The 23,881-nt window shown below is 48.0% G+C and carries 15 protein-coding genes and 3 pseudogenes; all 18 read left to right on the top strand.

The window, feature by feature from the left end; translation table 11 throughout:
* Positions 1 to 102 precede the first annotated feature (102 nt).
* The 18 genes and pseudogenes from nudF (at position 103) to H595_RS0111470 (ending at position 23,874) form a co-directional block, all read left to right on the top strand.
* On the top strand, positions 103 to 738 hold the full coding sequence (gene nudF / locus H595_RS0111550) for an ADP-ribose diphosphatase (RefSeq protein WP_027671360.1): 636 nt from the start codon (positions 103 to 105) through the stop codon (positions 736 to 738).
* Between the two features lies 1 nt (position 739).
* Complete coding sequence (locus H595_RS0111545; RefSeq protein ID WP_027671359.1) at positions 740 to 1,180, top strand: DUF1249 domain-containing protein; 441 nt, start codon at positions 740 to 742, stop codon at positions 1,178 to 1,180.
* Positions 1,135 to 1,962: a metallophosphoesterase family protein gene (locus H595_RS0111540; protein WP_240474878.1), complete on the top strand. Its 828-nt coding sequence runs from the start codon at positions 1,135 to 1,137 to the stop codon at positions 1,960 to 1,962. The genes H595_RS0111545 and H595_RS0111540 overlap by 46 nt, the downstream gene beginning before the upstream one ends.
* Positions 1,955 to 2,527: a YqiA/YcfP family alpha/beta fold hydrolase gene (locus H595_RS0111535; RefSeq protein ID WP_027671357.1), complete on the top strand. Its 573-nt coding sequence runs from the start codon at positions 1,955 to 1,957 to the stop codon at positions 2,525 to 2,527. The genes H595_RS0111540 and H595_RS0111535 overlap by 8 nt, the downstream gene beginning before the upstream one ends.
* A 35-nt stretch (positions 2,528 to 2,562) precedes the next feature.
* Positions 2,563 to 4,458, top strand: a complete 1,896-nt coding sequence (parE, locus tag H595_RS0111530; RefSeq protein WP_027671356.1) for a DNA topoisomerase IV subunit B — start codon at positions 2,563 to 2,565, stop codon at positions 4,456 to 4,458.
* Positions 4,459 to 4,506: 48 nt separating this feature from the next.
* Positions 4,507 to 5,928 carry a hypothetical protein gene (locus H595_RS0111525; RefSeq protein WP_027671355.1) on the top strand — a complete coding sequence of 474 codons (1,422 nt, stop codon included), beginning with the start codon at positions 4,507 to 4,509 and terminating at the stop codon, positions 5,926 to 5,928.
* 3 nt (positions 5,929 to 5,931) lie between these two features.
* Positions 5,932 to 8,235 (top strand): DNA topoisomerase IV subunit A, encoded by a 2,304-nt coding sequence (parC, locus tag H595_RS0111520; RefSeq protein ID WP_027671354.1) that lies wholly within the window; start codon positions 5,932 to 5,934, stop codon positions 8,233 to 8,235.
* An 87-nt stretch (positions 8,236 to 8,322) separates the two neighbouring features.
* The gene (locus H595_RS0111515) at positions 8,323 to 9,069 is read left to right on the top strand and encodes a 1-acylglycerol-3-phosphate O-acyltransferase (protein ID WP_027671353.1); all 747 of its coding nucleotides are present in this window, start codon (positions 8,323 to 8,325) and stop codon (positions 9,067 to 9,069) included.
* 4 nt (positions 9,070 to 9,073) lie between these two features.
* The gene (gene rraB / locus H595_RS0111510) at positions 9,074 to 9,448 is read left to right on the top strand and encodes a ribonuclease E inhibitor RraB (protein WP_027671352.1); all 375 of its coding nucleotides are present in this window, start codon (positions 9,074 to 9,076) and stop codon (positions 9,446 to 9,448) included.
* Between the two features lie 186 nt (positions 9,449 to 9,634).
* Positions 9,635 to 12,997, top strand: a pseudogene (locus H595_RS24775) (Lcl domain-containing protein); the annotation flags it as partial.
* A gap of 3,843 nt (positions 12,998 to 16,840) precedes the next feature.
* Positions 16,841 to 21,148 (top strand): Lcl domain-containing protein, encoded by a 4,308-nt coding sequence (locus H595_RS24770; RefSeq protein WP_420876336.1) that lies wholly within the window; start codon positions 16,841 to 16,843, stop codon positions 21,146 to 21,148.
* Between the two features lies 1 nt (position 21,149).
* Entirely contained in the window at positions 21,150 to 21,680 is a 531-nt protein-coding gene (locus H595_RS0111495; RefSeq protein WP_027671351.1) for a hypothetical protein, read from the top strand.
* A gap of 58 nt (positions 21,681 to 21,738) precedes the next feature.
* Positions 21,739 to 21,867: pseudogene (locus H595_RS24705) on the top strand (RHS repeat-associated core domain-containing protein); the annotation flags it as partial.
* Between the two features lie 24 nt (positions 21,868 to 21,891).
* Positions 21,892 to 22,356, top strand: coding sequence for a hypothetical protein (locus tag H595_RS0111490; protein WP_027671350.1), 465 nt, complete (start codon positions 21,892 to 21,894; stop codon positions 22,354 to 22,356).
* Entirely contained in the window at positions 22,353 to 22,709 is a 357-nt protein-coding gene (locus tag H595_RS0111485; protein ID WP_027671349.1) for a DUF7674 family protein, read from the top strand. Before H595_RS0111490 ends, H595_RS0111485 begins: the two co-directional genes overlap by 4 nt.
* Before the next feature lie 80 nt (positions 22,710 to 22,789).
* Positions 22,790 to 23,197 carry a DUF7684 family protein gene (locus H595_RS0111480; protein WP_156885971.1) on the top strand — a complete coding sequence of 136 codons (408 nt, stop codon included), beginning with the start codon at positions 22,790 to 22,792 and terminating at the stop codon, positions 23,195 to 23,197.
* Positions 23,198 to 23,259: 62 nt separating this feature from the next.
* Positions 23,260 to 23,541: pseudogene (locus tag H595_RS0111475) on the top strand (RHS repeat-associated core domain-containing protein); the annotation flags it as partial.
* A gap of 18 nt (positions 23,542 to 23,559) precedes the next feature.
* On the top strand, positions 23,560 to 23,874 hold the full coding sequence (locus tag H595_RS0111470) for a polymorphic toxin type 37 domain-containing protein (RefSeq protein ID WP_027671346.1): 315 nt from the start codon (positions 23,560 to 23,562) through the stop codon (positions 23,872 to 23,874).
* Positions 23,875 to 23,881: the final 7 nt, after the last annotated feature.

The raw sequence follows: 23,881 nt of genomic DNA, 5'->3' as shown, positions 1-23,881 counted from the left end.
AGATAAAAGGAAACTGCATAAATGATACTCTGTTAAGGTAAACTAGGTAATCATTAAACCGTAAAGTTACCCGCAAGAGTGTAACAGAATGTGAGTATAGCAATGTCTAAATTCAACTTTGACCAGTATCCCTCATTTGGTTTGCAAGATCTTGATGTTATCGACAAAACTACGGTTTTTCAGGGTTTTTTTCGTTTGGAGCGTTACACCTTAAGGCATAAGCTGTTTGCTGGCGGTTGGAGCGAACCGATGAAGCGTGAAGTATTTGAGCGAGGTCATGCGGTTGTGGTGCTGCCGTATAACGCGCAAACGGATGAGCTGGTATTGATTGAACAGTTTCGCGTTGGTGCCGCCAGTAGCAGTGCCAGCCCTTGGTTATTAGAAGTTATCGCGGGCATGATTGAGCCGGGCGAAAGCGCTGAACAAGTGGCAATACGAGAAGCGGAAGAAGAGGCTGGGTTAACAATCAACGAGCTTTGGCCTATGCTTAGCTACTTATCTAGTCCGGGTGGCACGACAGAACGTATTCAACTGTTCCTAGGCAGGCTAACACAGCCGGTACAACCTGGCGTGTTTGGTTTGGCCGAAGAACATGAAGACATAAAAGTGCACGTTTTATCGCGTACTGACGCCATGCAGTTGCTGGCCGAGCAAAAAATTGATAATGCAGCCAGTGTCATTGCCCTGCAATGGCTGGCGCTTAATCTAAACCAGGTAAAACAACGCTGGGGAGACTGACGTGTGGTTTAACCGCAGTAAATACAAACCAAAATTGCCTGACTTTTTGGCACTGTGTGAGCGAAATTATGCACAGTTAAATCGCTATGTATCTCACGAAGCTGGTGATGGTCAGTCGACCGTTATTCAGGTGTCGGAACAACACAGTTATCGACTTACGGTAATTGACGTGGCACGCTTTACCACCACGCTACAAATAGAACTTGTTGATCAGCACGAGCATTATTTCCGGCCGAATTTTGTCGTGCGGTTATATCATGATGCCCGGGTCGCAGAAGTGCTGGCCTGTCAACAAATCAGCCGCTTTAAAGCACGTTATGATTACCCCAATACCGATATGTTGCAACCTGATGAGAAGCGGCAAATTAACTTGCTGCTGCGGGACTGGTTAAAATTATGCGCCGTCCAGGGTTATACGAATCAGGAGTTGGTATTCGGTTAATGGTATATCAGTTTTCTAACAAAGCGCGGTATCGCCTGGCTCAAATTACAGATTGTCATTTACTGGCAAATGTTAACGGCTATTATCAGCAGGTGCAGCCTGCGATGCACCTGGCGGCCATCGTCGAGCAATTAATTTTAGAACAGCCTGATGCTGTGCTGTTAACTGGCGACGTGACGCAAGATCACAGTGTTGCATCTTATCAATTGCTGGCGCGGTTGTTAGCGCCGCTGAGTTGTCCGATTTTTTGCTTACCCGGAAACCATGATGACACGGCTGAACTTGCACGTTTATGTCAGCACCCCCCCTTTCGCGCTGAACGCAGTTTGCAGTTGGGTGATTGGCAACTCTTGCTACTTAATACCAAAGGTGACACGCCTGCCGGCGCGTTTTCAGAAGCTGAACAGCGATGGCTGCAAACCCAGTGCGAACAAAGTACTGCATCAGCGCTGTGGTTGTTTTGTCACCATCACCCCAAAGCGTTGAACTGTTTTATTGACAAGCATGGCCAGTTGCAAGCACAGGCGTTGTGGCAAGCTATTGCTGCTGAACCTCGTGTTCTTGGTATTGCACATGGGCATGCGCACTATGCTTATCATCAGGTTCACCAAAGGGTCGATATTGTGGGTTGCCCCGCTAGCTCTGTGCAGTTCTTACCGACAGCAGATTGGCAAACGGTAGATCTGGGTCCACAGTGGTGCGACTGGGTGTTTAGTGCTGACCAGGGGGTTAGTTGGCAGTTTCGCCATCTTGAAATAATGGTTAAACATAACAATGAATAAAAAAGTAGTTTATTTACATGGCTTTGCCAGTTCCTCTCAATCTGAAAAAGCACAGCTAACAACCGCGTTTTTTGCCCGACATTACTCACACATTGATTTTACGGCGTTAGATTTACCTTATGAACCCACATCGGCGTTAGCATTAATTAAACACCATATTGGCACCAGGCGAGATGTGGCGCTGATAGGCAGTTCGCTGGGGGGCTTTTTAGCCACCTGTATTGCGGAGCAAATACAATGCCGTGCCTGCCTTATTAACCCTGCCGTTGCGCCCCATAAAGTGCTGGATAAACATCTTGGGCGTTATTTTCACCCCGTACTGCAACAGCATTATGATGTGACGCCTGAACAGATGACCGTATTGGCGCAGTTAATGCCGCCGCAATTGCTTCAGCCAGAGAATTACCTGCTTATGTTGCAAAGCGGCGATGAAGTGTTAGATTACCGACAGGCGCTTAGCTACTATAGAGGCGCTAAAATAAAACTGAGTGAAGGGGGTGATCATAGCTACGTGGGTTATACCAACGAGTTAGATGCTATTGCCAACTTTTGCCAACTCGCGTAAAACGCGTTTAATCCTATCAGCCAGTGACCGAGACTATGACATCACAACAGTACAATGCCGATTCGATTGAAGTGCTAACCGGGCTTGAACCCGTGCAGCGTCGCCCCGGAATGTATACCGATACCACCCGTCCCAACCATTTGGGCCAGGAAGTCATTGATAACAGCGTCGATGAGGCCCTTGCAGGGCATGCAGATGCTGTGCAGGTAATATTACATGATGATCAATCATTAGAAGTGATTGATAACGGCCGAGGGATGCCGGTGGATCTTCACCCTGAAGAAGGGGTTACCGGGGTAGAATTGATTTTTTGTCGTTTGCATGCCGGCGGAAAGTTTTCGAATAAAAACTACCAGTTTTCTGGTGGTTTGCATGGTGTGGGTATTTCGGTCGTAAATGCGTTGTCCAGTCGGGTCGATGTCACCGTGCGTCGCGATGGCAATGTTTACGAAATGGCATTTGAGCATGGTAATAAGGTATCAGAGCTAGTAATAACCGGCAGTGTGGGTAAGCGAAACACCGGAAGCCGTGTAAGGTTTTGGCCTACGCCGTCTTACTTCGATTCGCCAAAGTTTTCGGTAAGCCGAATGCTGCACGTGTTAAAAGCCAAAGCGGTATTGTGCCCCGGATTAACGGTTAGTTTTGATGACCGCGTAAATCAGCAGCAATACCAGTGGTGTTATCAGGCGGGTATTAAAGATTATCTGGCCGAATCGGTAAAAGACATGGTGTGTTTGCCGGAACAGCCTTTTGTTGGCAGTTTCAGTGCCAGCAACGAAGCTGTGGAATGGGCGTTGCTGTGGCTGCCGGAGGGCGGGGAACTGGTTACAGAAAGCTACGTGAACCTTATCCCGACCGCACAGGGCGGTACCCACGTTAATGGTTTACGCCAGGGGTTATTGGAAGCCCTGCGCGAATTTTGTGAATTCCGCAATTTGTTACCGCGCGGCATCAAGTTGTCACCGGAAGATGTCTGGGATCGCTGTGCGTACATATTGTCACTAAAAATGCAGGACCCACAATTTGCCGGTCAAACCAAGGAGCGATTATCGTCACGCCAATCAGCGGCATTTGTATCAGGTATTGTCAAAGATGCTTTTAGCCTGTGGTTGAATGAACACACCGATATTGCCGAAAACCTGGCAGATTTTTGTATTAACAATGCGCAGAAACGCTTAAAAGCCGCCAAGAAAGTTATCCGCAAAAAAGTGACGTCGGGTCCGGCCTTGCCTGGCAAGCTAACCGATTGTTCTGCACAGGATTTAAACCGCACCGAATTGTTTTTGGTCGAAGGTGACTCAGCCGGTGGCAGTGCTAAACAAGCGCGCGATCGTGAGTTTCAGGCTGTTATGCCCTTGCGGGGCAAAATTTTAAATACCTGGGAAGTAGACTCTGGGCAAATTCTGGCCTCACAAGAGGTGCATGATATTTCAGTTGCCATTGGTATGGACCCCGACAGCGACGACTTATCCGCATTACGTTACGGCAAAATATGTATTTTGGCGGATGCCGACTCAGATGGTTTGCACATTGCTACTTTGCTGTGTGCGCTATTTATGCGGCATTTTCGCTGTTTGGTTGAAACCGGACACGTGTACGTGGCTATGCCACCCCTTTATCGTATTGATATTGGCAAAGAGGTGTATTACGCGCTGGATGAAGACGAGAAAAACGGTATTTTAGATCGGATAGAGGCAGAGAAAAAGCGCGGTAAAGTTAACGTTCAACGCTTTAAAGGCCTGGGTGAAATGAACCCGCTACAACTACGTGAAACCACAATGGACCCAAATACCCGCCGCTTGGTACAGTTAACCATTGACGATGTTGAGCAAACGCTGGAAGTCATGGATATGCTGTTGGCAAAAAAACGCGCGACGGATCGACGGGAATGGCTGGAGCAGAAAGGCGATAAAGCCGCGATTACGGTTTAGGTGCTGCACACAGTGTTAAAGCAATTATATGTATAAGGCATCAATAGTGTGACGAAGTATATTACCTCTACACTGCTTTGCAGTGTGTTATGGCTGCAACTTGCTGTTGCGCAAACAGCAGAAACGGCTGATGAACCACCCGAGTGGCTTGCACAGGTTGCTGCGTTACAACGTCAGGAACCTGAGGCAATGCTAAAGCTGTTGCTACAGCACAAGGACGATGTGGGCAGTTTATCAGTGTATCAGCAAGCGAACTGGTATTTTCAACAAGCCTCTTTACTAGACGGTTTGGGGCGACATCAGGAACAACAGCAAGCCGCTCAGCAAGGCCTTAGTATTTTGGGCGACGAGCAATCCGTACTTAAAGTAAAACTGCTCTATACGCTGGGTTTCGCGTTGGAAATGCAAGCCAATTATCCGTTGGCGTTACAATATTATCAGCAGGGTATTGCGCTGGCGACATTGCTGGAAAACGATAAGCAAACACTCATGGGGCAAATTAATCATGCCGCTGTGTTAAGTGCCCAAAACCAGCAACAACAAGCACTGGCATTGTTAAAAGATACTTATCAACGTGCTCCGGCAGTAAACGACACTGAATTACTAGCCGAAGTGAATGCTGAATTGGGGCTGCTATATGCGTCTATGGCGTATGAGCAAGAGGCTATTGATTTGCTTAGCACCGCTTTACAGTTATATGAGCAACTCGGCTGGCAAAAAGAACAAATTGCGGTGCTGTTTAATCTGGCCCGCACCTACAGTTATTTGGAGCAATATTCTTTATCACTTGAGACGTACAACATGATGTTGCAAAAGAGTCTGCAGGTGCAGGACAATGTTAATTTGTACCATGCGTATTTAGGGCTTGCCATAACCAGTAGTGAAAGTGGCAGTGGTGATGCCGCGTTATCCTATATTGCCAAGGCCGAGCATTACTTACCTTTGTTGCAATCTACATTACACATTTCTACCCATCATTATGAAAAAGCAAAGATTTATCTAAACTTAAAGCAGGCATCGATGGCGATGCAGCAAGTGATATTAGCTGAGCGCGGTTTAACAGATGAAGGGGTCGAAGCGGATAGCCCAACCCGGCTAAATGTATGGTATCTAAAGGCGCAATTGCTGGCTGAATTGGGCGAATATGAACGGGCATATCGACAACTGGATGATTTTGTTTATGTGTTTGAGGGTGTCCGCAACAAAGAAAACGAGCTGGCAGTAGAACATCTGCGTATTGGCTTTGAACATGAGCGTCAGGTCCAACAGAACAGGCTGTTAGAACAAGACAACGAATTAAAAACACTACGCTTGCAACAAGCTGAGCGGCAACGTCAGGTGCAGTTACTTTGGCTGGCAATCCTCAGTTGCAGTACGCTGGTGCTCCTTGTTTTATTACTGTGGCAACTCACCCGGCAAAAACATAAACTCCGGGTAACCACCTCAGACACTCCCGGGCAAACAGGATAAGTTATGACAGAGACTGTAATTTCCTATGATGGCGTTGAACAGTTACCGCTGCGTCGTTTTACTGAGGAAGCCTACTTAAACTATTCCATGTACGTCATTATGGATAGAGCATTGCCCCATATAGGCGATGGGTTAAAACCGGTGCAGCGGCGAATTGTATATGCCATGTCTGAGCTGGGTTTGTCACATCTGGCAAAATACAAAAAGTCAGCCCGTACTGTGGGTGACGTACTGGGTAAGTTTCATCCGCACGGTGATTCTGCCTGCTATGAAGCCATGGTACTAATGGCGCAGCCGTTCTCTTATCGTTATCCGCTGGTAGATGGACAGGGAAACTGGGGTGCACCGGACGATCCAAAATCATTTGCGGCAATGCGCTATACCGAAGCTAAATTGTCTCGATTCTCTGAAGTGTTATTGTCAGAGCTTGGCGCGGGTACTACCGATTGGTTGCCCAACTTTGACGGTACTTTAGAAGAGCCCAAAGTGCTGCCTGCCAGGCTGCCACATATTTTGCTAAATGGTATTACCGGTATTGCAGTGGGTATGGCAACCGATATACCACCGCATAATGCGCGTGAAGTGGCACATGCCTGTGCAGCACTACTGGACAACCCACAAAGTACTGTACTGGATTTAATGCAGTACGTAAAAGGCCCGGATTACCCAACCGACGCAGAAATTATCAGCCCGGCAGTTGATTTAGCGACTATTTACCAGACCGGTCGCGGCAGCATAAAGATGCGTGCTGTATACCTGCAGGAAGACGGCGATATTGTCATAACGGCATTACCGCATCAAACCTCAGGTGGCAAAATACTGGAGCAAATTGCTGCGCAGATGCAAGCCAAAAAACTGCCCATGGTGAGTGATTTACGTGATGAGTCCGATCATGAAAACCCCACCCGTATCGTTATTGTACCACGCTCGAATCGCATTGATGTTGAGCAGCTCATGCAGCATCTGTTTGCCACCACCGATCTGGAACGCAGCTATCGCGTTAATATTAATATTCTGGGTCTGGACAATCGTCCGCGCGTGAAAAACCTGCTGGAAATTCTCAGCGAGTGGCTGCAGTTCCGCCGCGATACCGTACGGCGCAGATTGCAATACCGCTTAAATAAGGTGCTGGACCGGATTCATGTTTTAGAAGGTTTATTAACCGCCTTTTTAAACATCGACGAAGTGATCCGCATTATTCGCACGTACGATGAACCAAAACCAGAGTTAATCGCTCACTTCGGTATTACCGAGCGCCAGGCGGAAGCCATTCTTGAGTTAAAGCTACGGCATTTAGCCAAGCTGGAAGAAATGAAAATTCGTGGCGAGTTAGATGAACTCGCCAAAGAGCGTGACAAGTTACAGGCGATTTTAGGCTCAGAGAAAAAGCTAACTAAGCTTATTCGTGATGAGTTGTTAGCTGACGCAGAAAAATATGGCGATGATCGCAGAAGCCCGATAGTACAACGGGGCGAAGCGAAAGCACTGAGCGAAAAAGAGCTATTGCCCAGTGAGCCGGTTAGTGTGGTGTTATCTGAAAAAGGCTGGGTACGCTGTGCCAAAGGCCATGATATCGACGGCAATGCGCTTAGCTACAAAGCGGGCGATGCCTTTAAAGCCCTAGCCAGTGGCCGTTCTAATCAGCTGGCGGTGTTTATAGACTCCTCGGGCCGCAGTTTTGCCACCGAAGCGCATGAACTGCCATCAGCCCGTGGGCAAGGCGAGCCGTTAAGCGGCCGTTTTGCTGTGGTAGCGGGGGAAAGTTTTGACCATGTGTTATTAGGTGACGAGAAACAAGCACTGCTTCTAGCCAGTGATGCCGGTTACGGTTTTGTTGCGGAGTACAGCGACTTACTTAGCCGTAATAAAGCCGGTAAAGCAGTACTAAGCTTGCCATTGGGCGCCAAAGTCATGGCGCCAATGGTGGTGAAACACCCTGATACGGATCTGGTGCTGTGTATTTCTAATGAAGGGCGGATGCTGGTATTCCCGGTGGCAGATTTACCGAAGCTAAGTAAAGGCAAGGGCAACAAATTAATGTCGATACCGTCTGCCAGGGCCTCTAGCCGTGAAGAGTATGTTAGTCAGTTAGCCATAGTGCCTGCTACAGGCAGTGTTACCTTGGTTGCCGGAAAACGTAAATTAGGGTTAAAAGCAGACGATCTGGCGCATTACCATGGCGAGCGCGGCCGGCGCGGAAACAAATTACCTCGTGGTTTGCAGCGTATTTATGCGGTGTTGGTAAATCAGGTTGATGACACGGGTACTGAACCAAGTGGCAGTGATCAAACCAGCAGTACCGATTAAACCCGTTATACTGGGCGCCTGTTTTATGGCGCTTTTTTTATGCTGCAATAAACGTCAACAATACGCGGCAGCAATTTGGAGAACCTGGTGATAGCGGTAGTTCGGATAGTTTTATTAATCTTGTTTTTTTTACTTAGTACCGTCGCAGGTTTACTGATTTGCTTGGTTAGGCCATTTCATCCCAACAACGTGTATATTTTTTCACATTGGTACGGTTGGGCAGCATGGATTTTTGGCCTGAAAGTAGAGATCCGTCAGCATAACGGCGCCGACATTGGCCAACCTTGTGTTTACATCGCGAATCATCAAAATAATCTCGACTTATTTACCATCAGTAACGCGGTTGAGTTGCGTACTGTTACGATTGGTAAAAAAAGCCTGAAATTTATTCCTTTCTTTGGTCAGCTATATTGGTTAAGCGGCAATATTCTCATCGACAGGCAAAACAAAAGTCGGGCATTAGGTGCAATGTTAGGTGCTGCAGAACGTATTGGCCGTGACAAGATTTCAGTATGGATGTTTCCTGAGGGTACACGCAGTTATGGCCGGGGATTATTGCCATTTAAAATGGGCGCATTTCATATTGCACTTGAAGCCAACGTGCCGGTGGTGCCAGTGTGTATGAGTAGTACCCATGGCCAATTTAAATTAAACCGCTGGAACAATGGCAAGGTGATTGTGCAAATAATGGCGCCACAAACACTGCAACGTGATCAGGTAAATATTCGTGAATTTGCACAAAATATTCATCAGCAAATGCAGCAACAGATAGCGCTACTTGATAGCGAACTTGGCAACGACTACACTGCCAACAATATTAAAGCTAAAGAGTAATTTTATGGAAAACTGGCAGGAATTTACTGAAGACACCATCGCCGCATTATTAGAAGATGGCAGCGATCCAGACGCGCAGTACACTATTGAGCATCATTTTTACGACAAAGACTTCGCCAAATTAGAAAAATTGGCGGTAGAGCTATTTAAGTTAGGTTACGAAGTAACCGACGCCGAAGAAGTTGAGTTTGAAGACGGCAGTAATGCCTGGGTATTCGACGCTATACGCGAGCAATCGTTGGTAACTGAAACCATTGTTTCCGATGCGATAAAGCTGGAAGCACTGGCGAAAAAACATCATGTAGAATACGACGGCTGGGGCACCTACTTTGAAGGTGACGAAGACGATGTAGATTATGACGAAGACGACGAAGAATAATCGTCTTTAACCAATAAAAAGCCGCTGCAAAGCGGCTTTTTTGTTTTGTTAAATATTTAATAATCTTTAACAATTTTATTTACAATGTGAAATTTTGTAACTAGTATCGCAGCAATTTTTTTATTGGGGCAGCTTTGTCTAAGCAAATGCTTACAGGTGCCTGTGAAAATTGGAAGCAACATAGCCATGCTAGTGCCATTTAAGTTGATGATTAATAAATTTTTTACGCTATTTTTTGCCAGTGTTATTTTGTTCTGTTGCAGTATTAAAGCTACTGAGGCTAGTAGTGTTATAGGTACCGATGGTCGAGATATGATTGTTGCAGATTCTGTAACAACTCGAGTTGAGGCGGGCCGTGGCGATGATTTTATTATCGGTGGTGTTGGCGACAATACTTATGTCATCAGTAAAGATGACGGTGCAGACACTATTTACGAGCTGTCAGGAAATAACACTGTTGAATTTGACGCAGGAATTAGCTTTTCGGATATTGCCAGTGGCTTAATGAAGTCGGGTGACGATTTGGTGCTGCGCATTGGCCAAGGCGGTCAAACACTCACTGTGAAATTTTTCTTTTCACATAGCAATACCATCAACCAATTTCGTTTAAGCAATGGCCAGACAATTAGCAATGCCCAGCTGTTTGGTGCTTTTGGCATGGCCGCACCAACGGCAACCGCGGCTTTACCCGAGCTTGTCACCGCTCAGGCACCAGACTCAGAACTAACCGGCAGCGCTAATGCAGAAGTGCTGATTGCTCGTCATGGCACCTTGCTTATGCAAAGTTTAGCGGGTAACGATATTCTGGTTCCTCGCGGCCCTGCGGTAACCATGGAGTTTGGTTTAAACAGCGGCAAAAACCTGATTGTTGCTTACGAGGGTAACAATACCATTTTGTTTGGTGCTGACGTAGCTTTTAACGATATTGCTATGAACCTTCGCCGCAGTGGTGATGATTTGCAGCTTATTAACAGCCAGGATGGTAGCGAAGTAACGGTGTATCAGTTTTTTACCCGTGCTAATACCATCTCGCAAATTCGCTTTACCAGCGGCGGCGACATAGACGCTGCTCAGCTGTTTGGCCTGTTTGGCGTCGCTCCCCCAGAGCAAGCGCATCATTACTATATGGTAGCACCGGGCGTTAGCTTTGATAATAACGCACCAGGTGAAGGCAATGGTGACGGTGGAGATGATGGCGGTGGTTCTGGTGGCGGTGATGACGGTGATGGTTCTGGTGGCGGTGAAGATCCTGATCCCTGTCAGGGTGATAGCTGTGACACTGGCGATGAAACCAATTTTGTTATTATCGACGGCACTGCACAAGATGACTTATTAATTTCTGATGAGCGTGCTTCACTGTTCCGTGCCGGTACCGGCAACGACATTATGCTCGGCGGCGCCGGCAATAATCGCTATGTTATTGCTAAAGGTGATGGTGCAGATGTCATTATCGATACCGAAGGCAGTAACGAAGTGCATTTTGCCGCCGATATTGCCTGGAGCGATATTAGCAGCGGCTTAGTGCGCTCGGGCAACGATTTAATGTTGCGCATTGGCCAAAGCGGCCAAACATTAACGATACAAAGCTTTTTTACTCTGGCTAACACCATAGAGCTGTTTAAATTAGACTCAGGCCAAACACTTACCCGCCAGCAGTTGTTTCCCATTTTTAGCGCCACAGCACCATCGCAATCCTTACCAGCGCGCCAACTCATTTTAGGCCGTTCAGGCGAAACTCTGTTGCAAGGCACAGAGGGCGGCGATATTTTACTAAACCGGATGGCAGTCACCAGTATTGATGCCAAGGCTGGTGATGACATTATCATTGCGCAATATACCGCCCCATCATACGAAACTGATGCAGAAGGCACCGTTTATAGTTGGGATGAACAACGATTGACGTTGCAGTTCGAAGCCGGACATGGCAAAGACGTTGTCTATACGCTAGGCGATACTGCACTTAAAGTACATTTAAACTTTGCTGAGGGAGTTTCCCGCCAAACTGTGTTTCAAAATATGCGACGCATGGCTAATGATTTAATTATTAAAACCTATTCTGCAGCAGATGAACTGCGCTTTGTTAACTTTTTTAGCCATTACAATCATTTAGCAGAGATGAAATTTGCCGATGATGATGGCGTGAGTATCTATGACACTGATATATACGAAGGTTTTAATAGTGAGCAACCTGAGCAGCCGCTGCAGTTAGTAGTGGGTTTATCTGGCAATACGTTGTTGAGCTGTGAGGATTTATTTGCGCGCCATGACAGTGCAGCACTTTCTGATTTTCAGCATGATGTTGACTTGAACATACAGCCGCCATCAAATCTGGTGGCCAGTATACACCGCAAAACGTTCATTCCGTTTACTGTTGCCAACGCCAACGATGTACTGACGTGTTTTATGCTCGAATCTGCTCCGGCACAAATGACTATGCATCCAGACAGCGGCTTACTAAGTTGGGCACCAGAGCGGGGGGATATAGGTACTAAAGATATTACTATTACTGTCGTTACGGATGGTCAAACATATAATCAGGCACAGTTTACGTTGCTTGTGCCTGATCTTAACCAACCACCTGTATTTACCAATAATCCTAAAAATGTTGCTTTTGCAACGGTGTCATTCGAAGACAGAATAAGCGCGGGAGATAATGACAATTATAATGACGCAATCGAGTTTAGCCTTGTCACAGCGCCGGCAGGATTAACCCTTACCCCAATAAACAATACTCAGGCTGATATCCTGTGGCAACCTAACGCTGAGCAAGTGGGTACGCATGACGTTGTTATTCGAGCACAAGACAAATACGGTAAGTATTCTGAGCTATCGTACAGTATCGAAGTGAAGACCTTTCACACTCTGGCTAATGTGCCTCCGGGTTACTCCAAAGTTCCAAAGACTGGGGCCATTACATTTGATAGTGCACGGGAAGATGGATCAACCCGCCTGGGTACCGAGCGGGTATTTGAGCGGGATCACGCCAGAGAAGTGGTACGCGATAGAGTATCGGACTTAGTGTGGCAAGATAATGCCGAAGTGTTGGACCTTCAGACATCTTACGGCGGGGCGAAACAATACTGCCAGAACCTGGAGCATGGAGGGATAACGGATTGGCGTCTTCCTACAAGACTAGAGTTGGCCTACCTTCCGAACATGGACACTCGTAAGTATGAAGATGCTTTCAAATTTGGCTGGGTGTCATCGCGGTATGAAAAAAGTTTTCATGCTGAGAAAGTCTTTGGTACACACTACGCGGATACCCGTAGTTGGGAAACCATTGTTGATCGCATCCCAAGATCACTGAACATAACTGATCATGCTTATGTTCGTTGTGTAAGTGGTGCAAAGCCTTACCAGCCTAAATATGTACGCGCCACTCTATTTGATGTTGTCGCTGACTCTACACACCTACTACTTTGGGAAGATCAAGCAAGGATTTTGGGGCAGGAGAGTCTGGCTTGGGAAGAGCAGGCCCAGTACTGCGCAAACCTTGATCTAGCAGGTTTTGATGATTGGCGTTTACCGAATAACTATGAGTCGCAGACTTTGGCGTCTTTATTCGACGAAAATGGCGGTGGTCTTTTCAATGGTAGTGCAAGAATGCCATTTTCTTTCAAGTACTTACCGTTGATGTCAGGCGACAGTTTCGGTAGCTGGTTGTCAGCAAACAAAGGTACTTATTTTAAGTATCGGCGAGGAAACGAGCACTATGTGTTCGATATGACGGCACAAGTTGACCGAGACCCCAGTAATGGCGTACCTCTAACCGGATATTCCCGTTGCGTAAGGACATACAGCCCGGCTGTAGCTAAAGTAACTACTTTGCAATACGGGGTTTATGCCAATGACACTATTCGGTTAGATGCCGGAGGTACTTATGCAACTGAAAGCAGAATAGTTCGCTACCAATGGAAGAGCCTGACAAATCAGCAGATCTTAGGCGAAGGTGAAGCTATAGATGTCAGCTTTGATATGGCCGGACAATATCAAATTGAACTTACAGTTTGGGACCAGATTGGCCTTAGCGAAATTGCACCTGACATTGTCACCGTAAATGTTAAATCGCTACCAGTACCTGTTGTTACTATCCCTACTGAAGGCTTAACTGTTGGGCAAAACATAGTGCTTGATGCGTCGGGCAGTTATTTTACTGACGGTGAAATTAAAGCGTTTCGCTGGTATTCATTGCCTGACAACCAATTACTGGGTGAAGGTAACAATATCAATGTCACAGCATCACAGCCTGGTCTGATGCAATACCGCTTAGAAATTATCTACGATGATGGCCGGGTACTAAGCCACATTGTTGAGTTCACTGTTACAGCAGAACCACCTGTTGCTCATATTGCTGCTGTGCCAACAGCATTGCCGGTGGGGTCAGCATTAACATTAGATGGTAGCGCTAGCAGCGATGCCGATGGCGAAATTGTTGCCTACCGTTGGTATCGTTTGCCAGAGCAGACACTGGTTGGTGAACAAAATACCTTAGTCCTGAATGCTCTGACAGCAGGCTTACATCAGTATCGTTTAGAAGTTGAAGATAACTCTGGCTTAACCAGCGATGTTATTGTTGCGTTTACCTTCACTGCAGAACCTCCACTAGCCCATATTGCTGCTGTGCCTGCAGTGTTACCGGTTGGTTCAAATTTGACATTGGATGCAAGCGCCAGTAGCGATGCTGATGGTGAAATTGTGGCCTACCGTTGGTACCGATTGCCAGAACAGATGATGGTTGGCGAACAAAGTACTTTAGTGCTGAATACAATAGCAGCAGGACTACATCAATATCGTTTGGAGGTTGAAGATAACATTGGCTTAACCGGTGATGTTCAAGTGAGCTTCGAAGCGGGTTATGTGCCTGTTGCGGTTATCGACGGTACAACATCGGCGTATCTGGATACTGAGTTAACGCTGAATGCACTTAATAGCACTATCATCAGTGGGCAACTAAGTTACAACTGGCAGCTAGACCAGGAATACGTTTCTGATCAGGCTGTTGTTACCTTGAACTTATCTCAGGCTGGTACTTATCAGCTAACGTTGCAAGTTACTTCCGAGCTGGGTTTCTCTGATAGTAGCTCGGTGGCACTAACTATTTTACCTTCGCGTGAGTTAACAGTTTGCCCTGTGCAACCTGTTACTGATGATCGCGGATATAACGGTTTGTATCCTGATGACAATATCGCCTGGACCGGTGGCAATGCCGAAACGGTAGACGATATCGCCCGCGCTTTTAACTATGCCCGAAGTTTGGACCCTTCGGTACATCAGTATCTTTTAATGCCTGAGCAAGCCCAGTGGGATGCAATGAGTGTGCAGCAAAAAGGCCTGTATCTGGTTAATGCCGAGCGGGTAGCCCGGGGTATTAAACCTTATGCCGGTTTTGATGCAGCCATGGTAGAAGTGGCGCAAACGTATGCCACGTACATACAAAGCCGCAATCAAGTAATAGGCCATTACAACGATGGCCGCTCACCAATGCAGCGTATGCAGGCGCATAGCTATATTGGTGCCAATGCCGATAGCTTTATAAGCAAGCCAGAATCGGTAGCTGGTGCTACAGATCCAAACCCTATTAGCGACAATATTGCATTGGCAAAAGCCATTTATTTCTGGCTTTACTACGACAAAGACTGGTTTGTCGCCTTTGGTATCGACGGCACGCCGTGGGGCCACCGCAATCACTTGCTACAAACCGGCTTAGACGATAACCATGCTGATAATACCACCGAAGGAGTAGTCGGTTTTGGCCTGGCCAAAGGCTTATATCAGCCGGGCGTTAATCCAGTTATTAAGCATGGCGCAGTAACGGTATTTAAAACCATCGACCAGGGGCCAAGCTGGGATAACAGCCGCATTCAAACGGTGGATGTTAGCCAGGCACGAGGCTGCCCGGTGCATCAGCTGGAGGTGGATGTAAATGAAGCTGAACTTAGCGGTTTGCGGCAATTAACCATTACCCCAGCCAGCGTACATTTGGCTGTAGGCCAAAGCACCCAGTTAAGCCTAACCGGTATTTACAGCGACGGCAGCCAGCGTGATTTAACCGCCTTGGCGCAGTTTAAAGCCGATGCGTACTCGGTAGTGTCAGTACAAAATGGTGTGCTGTACGCCGAGCAAACAGGCGATACCACGGTATCGGTTAGTCTGGCCGGTATTGAATCTAACCGGGTGGTTATCAGCATTGGCGAACCTGCCGATACCACAGTGTTAAATGGCACTGAAGCTGAGCCATTAAAAGCTTACATAGCTGAAAATGCGACGGTGCACAGTATTAACCCGTTGGCAGTGGCGGTATATAGCGGTGTGGTGCAAGACCGCTATGGCTACCCAATGGCCGACGTGCAGCTAAGCCTGTTAAAGGCGCCGGAATACGGCTCGGTTAAAACCAATGCGGATGGCCGCTTTATGCTAGCTGGCCCGGCCGGTGAGCAAACCGTCGTGTATGAAAAACCGGGCTATGTGGTATTGCAGCGCAGCACTATTGGTGCCAGTAGCAGCTGGGCGGCATTGCCAAATGTCACTTTGCTTGAACGCGACAGCAAACAAAGCCTGATCGATTTAACCGCCGGTACAGCGCAGGTGCACCAGTCATCGGTTATAAGCGATGAATTTGGCGAACGCCGCGCTACGGTAGTGTTTAATGGCATTACCTCAGCCGAGATCCGCAGCCAAAACGGCGCGCGTCGGCCGATATCGCAGTTTATGTTCAGCGCCACCGAGTTTGAAACCCCGGCCTCAATGCCAGGTGAACTCCCTGCGGAAACCGCCTTTACCTGGGCGTCAGACTTACATGTTGATGGCACTCACTACACCGACTCAGTGCATTACAACGCTGACGTGGTACTGTACTTAGATAACTTCCTCGGTTTCCCTGTGGGTGAAATTGTGCCGGTAGGTTACTTCGACCGCACTATCTCGAAATGGATAGCCTCGCCCAATGGTGTGGTAGTGCGGCTGCTGGATACTAACGGCGACGGCACAGTAGACGGTGTTGATTACAACGACGATGGCATCGCCGATGATATTAATAGCGACGGCAGTACAGCTGATGAAGCTATTGGCTTAACCGGTTACGCTGCTGGCGATACGCTATGGCGCGCCGCGTTTGACCATATGACGCCCTATGATTTGAATTGGTCGGCCGGCTCAGACGGGCGTGACCCAAATAATCCGGATGCCGACGCCAATGGTGAAACCGAGCTGGATATTGAAGAATGTACCGCAGTTGGCTCTTATGTTACTCCTAAACCACTGGTACTGCATGATGATATTGGCATTACCGGTACGGGCATAGCACTGCATTATTCCAGCCAACGCACTGCAGGCTACCAGCACAAAATTACTGCCACGGTAAGTGATGATGAGCTGCCTGCGGGTGTAGTGGAGATGATTGCCACGCTGGAAGTGGCAGGGCGGTTGTTTGAGCAGCGCTTTGCTCCGGCGATTAACCAGCAGGTAGAGTTTATCTGGGATGGCAACAACGCCGCAGGTAAGCGGGTTGAGGGTGGCGTTCGTGCGCAACTGCGTATTGGTTATGCGTATCCTGCAGCTTACTTAAGCTCGGGCAACGCAGCCAGCAGTGGCCAGCCGTTAAGCAGCTTCCCTATGGCTTGGGCGCAGTGGGGCCAAACCGTTACCAATGTGGCCGGCCGTGAAAACGATGTGCGCTGGAGCAGTAACGTAGTGCCGCTGTTTAACATACCGCAAAGCCCGATAGCCAATGGTTGGTCATTGTCTGAGCACCATGTACTTAGCCCGTTCAACCGTATTTATTTGGGTGACGGCAGTACGATGGACGTTGAAGCCGCCGGCAAGGTGCTAAAAACCGGAATAACCGAAAGCCAATACCCGGGTGATGATGGTAGTTACCAGCAATTTGGTGCCGATATCAGCTATAGCATTACCAGCCATGGCACGGTACAGGACAATGTTACCGGTTTGCAATGGCAGCACCTAACCAGCCCAGCCGTGCGCTTTGCAACCAAAGCGCAGGCAAACAGCTATTGTGCCGCCTTGCCACAAAACCCGGATACAGCTCTGCCGTGGCGCCTGCCGACGTCAAAAGAAGTGGCATACACCATAGATAAAGCGGCTAACGTGCAGTTTATGGCGATGTACACCACAGAAATGCAAAGCTACTGGAAGCAAAACACCTATAACCCGGATAACCGGATGATCCCGGCGCTATGTGTCAGTGGCGAGCCGCTGGACGAAAAATACAGCCGCGAACTGCAAGCCAGCCCCGCAGATGAGGTGGTGGTAGACAGTGCCACCGGTCTAATGTGGCAGGACAGCCCGGCAAACAGCAGTTTGCAGTTTGGCTGGCAGCAAGCTATTGATTACTGTGAAAACCTAGACCACGCCGGTTTTGAAGACTGGCGCTTACCTAACGTAAACGAGCTTAGCTATGCCCTGCCAAACACTGTATTTTCGCATCAAACCAGCTTGCCGGAAATGCAGCAGGGCAGGCCCTGGTCACCTGGGGTTGACTTCCGTCGGCCTTACTGGGCATCTACGCCGAATGTTATGGCGGCAGCGACTCAAGCCTGGGCTCTGGAAAGCGCCGGTTACTCGCACCACCGCTATGAGCACACCGAGCAATACTACGCCCGCTGTGTACGTAACGACTTAACCAGTATCAAGAGCCCTTATGTGTTTGACCGCAGCGGCAAACATGTTCGTACGCTGGATCAGGTAACAGGCAAGGTGTTAATGCACTTTGACTACAACAGTGCCGGCCAGTTGGTGGCAGTGCGCGATAGGTTTGATAACAGCTTAACCATTCGCCGCGACAGCAATGGCGTAGCGACAGAGCTGGAAACCAGTGACGGCTATATCACCCGTTTAACTGTTGACCATCAGCACGACTTACGCAGTGTGCAGTACGCGGACAACAGTGCTTATAGTTTTAGCAACGTTAATGGCCAAATCATTGAAAAACGCGACCCTAACGGCCACCTGTTTAGCCGCGGCTACGACCAGCACGGCCGTATTAGCTACAGCGATGACAGCGAAGGCGGCATTTGGCGCTTCTTTAGTGAGCGAGATACTAACACCGGTAATTTACGCTACGGCTATACCACGGCAGAAGATAACCTGTATGAAACGCAGTTGTCTAAGCTTAGCAACGGCGATTTGCAGCAGCGTATCCGCTTTACTGACGATAGTTTGCAGCAAAGCATTCGCGCAGCAGATGGCCTGCGTAACAGCTACCAGAGTGCCGGCGTAAGCAGTGTGGTGGATAAAACCCGCGATGCGGTAACCGGCCAGCCAATACCGGCCAATATCAGCAATACCATGCCATCGGGCTTGCAACAGCAAACGGTGCTACAAAAGCAGTATGGCAGCAATGGCACTGACACCAGCCGGGTAACGGTTTCAATAAATACCAATGGCAAAGTCAGCACCATTCATAACGATGCTGTTACGGGGGTTAAAACCGAACTGAGTGCAGCACAGCGTGAAGTGGTGTACCAGTACGACCCGCAAACCCTGCTGTTAAGCTCGGTACAGGTAAGTGGTTTAGCAACCGAGCATTACCGCTATGACAGCCGTGGCCGTTTAGTGCAAACGCATGCGGGTGACAGGCTAACGCAGTTTGAATACGCCGCCCATGGCAAAGGTAATGTTACCGCGGTTACTGATGCAGAGGGTTATGTTACCGAGTACAGCTACGATGTAATGGGCCGGGTTACCTCAACCCGGTATCCGGACGGCACTGAACTGGTACTAAGCTACGACAGCAACGGCAACGTTAGCAGTTTAACGCCGCCAGGCCAACCGGCGCACCAGTTCCATTATAACGGTGTGGGTAACGAGTCGGCTTATACGCCGCCGGCAGTAGCCGGTGCCACTGTGGCCACTACGCATTACCATTACGACCGTGACCGCAAGCTTACCGGTATAACACGGCCAGACAGCCAGCAAATTAACTTTAGCTACGCTACGGGCAGCTCGCAGCTGCAAAGCCTGCAGGCGCCGCAGGGCGATTACGCGTACAGCTACAATACGCATGGCCAGTTAACGGCAGTAACTTCGCCGTATGGTATACACAACAGCTATAGCTACGACGGTAATTTACCGCTAACCGAAAGCTGGAGCGGGCTGATAAACGGTGAAGTAAGTTACAGCTACAATAATGACTTTGCGGTAACGGCGCAGTGCATTAACGGCACTGACTGCATTAACTATAGCTATGACGCCGATGGCTTAATTACCGCTGCGGGTAACCTAAACCTTACCCTGGCTGCGCAACAAGGCGGCGTGTTAACCGCTACGCAACTGGGCAATATCATTAGCGTACTTGAGCACAACGACTTTGCCGAGTTAAACAGCGTAACCAGCCGGTTTAACAGCCAGCCACTGCATAGCATGGCACTGGTGCGCGACAACCTGGGGCGGATAACGCGTAAAACCGAAATTGTTGGCGCAGACACCGTGGTAAGCGATTACCACTACAACAGTAATGGCCGCCTGTACAAGGTAGTGCGAAATGGCGACACGGTAGAATACAGCTTCGACGCCAACGACAACCGCCTAAGCAAAACCAGCGGCAGTGGCGTGGTAAGCGCAAGCTATGATGCGCAAGACCGGCTGCTAACGCATGGCACCTGCAGTTACAGCTACAGCGCCAATGGCGAGTTGCAGCAAAAGCAGTGCGGTGATGCTGTTACCCAGTACCAGTACGATGTGTTTGGCAACCTGCAAAGCGTTACGCTACCTGATAGCGGTGCAGGTGTTACCAGCATTGAATACCTGATTGACGCCAGCAACCGCCGGGTAGGTAAAACGGTAAATGGCACAGTGCAATATGGTTTATTGTATGGCGACCAGTTAAACCCGGTAGCGCAGTTAGATGCCAATAACAACGTGGTTGCACGTTTTGTCTATGGCAGCCTGGGCAACGTGCCAGACTATATGGTAAAAGGCGGTGTTACTTACCGTATTATTACCGACCAGTTAGGCTCGGTGCGGCTGGTGGTAAACAGCCAAACTGGCGACATAGCCCAGCAGCTTAGCTATGATGAATTTGGTATTGTTACGCAAGATACCAACCCGGGCTTTCAGCCCTTCGGCTGGGCCGGAGGCTTGTATGATGCCGACACCGGTTTAACCCGTTTTGGTGCGCGGGATTATGATGCCCAAACCGGCCGCTGGACCAGTAAAGACCCCATCCGCTTTGGCGGTGGCGATAGTAACTTATACGGTTACGTACTGGGCGACCCGGTAAACTTTATTGACCCCACCGGGGAGATACTGCAGGTTATCGTCGGCCGGGCGCTGTTTGGTGCCGCCAGAGAGTTCCTGTACCAGGTAGTCATAGAAGGCCGCTCACTGGGCTGTGTCGACTACTGGCAGGTAGGTGCGGCAGCGCTTCAAGGTGCGTTTACCGGGGGAGTGGGTGGAAATGCCGCACGAAGTGGCATTCGTGGTACCGCCAAATCTCAATATACGAATAAACAAGCGAGAGAAGCAGCAACCAGAAATGGCTATGTAGAGAAAGGCAGTAACTCACATGGCCCTATTTTCCACAAACCGAAAGCTGATCCAGCTTGGATTGGTAAATCAGATACAGGTCATGGTCCTGAAATGTTTAAAGGCTATGCAAATCAGAAGCAGGCTGAAGCCGGACGTAAGTCGAAAGACTCTAGGCTAGGTTCTTATGACGCAAATATGAATAAAATCGGCGGTTGATATGCAGTATTTTAAGGTTTGCAAATATGACTATGACAACCCGGATTATATGAGTGACTGGATGCTTGGATCAGAGCTTTTAAAAGCTGGACAAAGCCATTACCCAGAAGAGTATTATATTGTTGAGCAGCAATTTTTGGAGGTTGTATCTAATTTTTTCGAGTATTTTAATGAGGGAGAGTTTAATACCCATCATTTGAAGTTCTTCCTCGATGATGACGATTTCAACTCCCCTGATGAAAAAGTAGCAGCGTTCAGTAATTTACTTCCAAATATCGATTTGCCTTACTTAGTTGATAAAGAGTTTAATACGCTTAGTAATATTGAAAAAGTATATATATATCAACTTAGTCTGCGGGACGTCGTGCAGGTTGGAGTAAAAGATGTCAAAACAGGAGCATGTTTTTCAGATATGTCAGACGGCTTTTATTGGTTCCTAGCGTTACCGGATGATGTGCCGATTGACGAAATAGTTAAACCGCAGAAAGGTGTGTACGTTTACGATTGGTATGATATTTGGAGTGATGAGTAAATTTTCCAGCCAAAATAAAGCCGCTTAAAAGCGGCTTTATTTTGGTGACGATACCGGTTTAACCCGCTTTGGTGCACGCGATTACGATGCACAAACCGGCCGCTGGACCAGTAAAGACCCTATCCGCTTTGGCGGTGGTGACAGTAACCTGTATGGTTACGTACTGGGCGACCCGGTAAACTTTATTGACCCAACCGGGGAAATTCTGCAGGTGATCGTTGGTGCGGTATTTGGTGCCGGTGCCGATATCCTGTATCAAATGCTGGTGGAAGGTAAATCCTTTGGCTGTGTTGATTTTGGCGAAGTAGCGCTTGCCGCCGCCATGGGCGCAGTGGGCGGTGGGGTTGTTGATAAGTTAGGTAAGCTTAGGAAAGTTACAAGAGGGGTACCAAAGCCAACTGTTACAGATCCTAAATTGAACAACCTTGTTAAAGACTTGTATAAAGGCGCTGAGACAAAAAAGCCAATTGGTACTGGCAGTACTGCCGATGCTATTCGACACGAGGCCTTGACTGGTAATCCAGTTGGCGGGAAATTTCACACTGCTAAAGGTGAACAATACGCCAATGCACTGAACAAATGGTTGAAGAAAAATCCAAATGCTTCACCGTCAGATCGTAGTGCCGCTCAAGCAATTTTGAATGATATAAACAATGCTCTTGGAGGCGGGAAATGATGTCACTGACAATCAACTACGATACATTTATTACACTGCTTCTTGAAGCCGTTTCTGAACTTTCGATTGTCTATGCGGAGCATATTGATGACTATGATGAGCTGATTGAACATGTGTTTATTGGAGAAGTAACCAGGTTTTCTGAAAGACTTTATGCCGGAGATCCAAACTCGGTAGTTTTGAAACGATTACTTGATTTTATCGGCTGCGCTTTTGCTGCTGACGATGAGAAATTAAAAGAACTTATTTCAGTGTCGTTTTTGGAAAATCTGTCGCGGGATGGGGACAGTTTCGAGGGTATCAGGGTGCTGTTGAGTGCTAAATTGTCCGAAGAACTATCTAAATATGACTAGCTTTCAATTTGCTACAAATTGAGTGGGGAAGTTGGTTTAGTTTGATCCAGCTGGAAGATGTTATTTGGTAGGGTATGGAAATGTTATCAGGACACGACTTTGTTTATCTATCGTTTGGAGAGCACATTGCCAGAGAGTCATGCCAAATTACGCCGTCAGTCTGTTTGTTGATTGCTGATTGCGCGGTAGATGAAAGTTTGGTTGCCTCAAGTGTTAAAGATGCAATTGCCATTGGCTGTTCGTTTTTTATGTTTTGGGGCTTGTATGCAAACACACTGCACGATGTTATAGATGAAATAATCGAAAGCGGCAGCGACGAATGGTTAGATATCATTACTACGTCTCACGAAGGTGAACCATTGTGCGATGTTCTGGACTTTTTATATACAGGAGCTATGCCAGGGAATAATACGTTCCGTTGTCTTATCATTGGCGACAAGTCTGCTGATGAGCTGCAATTGATGATTTCTAATTGTAGTACGCAATAACCATGTAAGAGTGTGACTATTAGCCATGCTAGCTAGAGGGAAGGCTTTCAGGCCTTCGCTGGGCCGGTGGCTTGTATGGTGCCGACACCGGTTTAACCCGCTTTGGTGCGCGCGATTACGACGCCCAAACCGGCCGCTGGACCAGCAAAGACCCCATCCGCTTTGGCGGTGGCGACAGTAACTTATACGGTTATGTACTGGGTGACCCGGTAAACTTTATTGACCCAACCGGCCAATTTGCTCAGTTTATTGTTGGTGCGGTATTTGGTGCCGGTGCCGGTGCCGATATCCTGTATCAAATGCTGGTAGAGGGTAAATCCTTTAGCTGTGTTGATTTTGGATAAGTAGCAGCATCGGCCGCCATGGGCGCTGTTGGTGGTGGCTTGTTTGATAAGCTGGGTACCCTGAAGAAGGCTTCAGGGAAAGGACTGGGAAATCCATTTAAAAATAAGACTGCTAAGGAAATTGACAAAATGTTTATGGACAAAGGTTTCCGTAAATCAGGACCTGATCCGCTCAATGGTTATGGGGGTTATGTAAACCCGAAGACTGGTCGTTCATATCATATTGATCCTAAAGAAAATGGAAAATATAGGGAGCCAAACCATGTTGATGTTAATAGGCTTCGTGATTACAAAGGGGGGCTTGATAAAAAGAAGCTCCCTTATAAGGGGTAGTGTACTG

The organism is Rheinheimera baltica DSM 14885 (assembly GCF_000425345.1).
GTDB classification, from domain to species: Bacteria; Pseudomonadota; Gammaproteobacteria; order Enterobacterales; family Alteromonadaceae; genus Alishewanella; species Alishewanella baltica.
The sequence above is the reverse complement of the archived record's forward strand: the minus strand, read 5'-3'. Positions and strand labels throughout refer to the sequence as shown.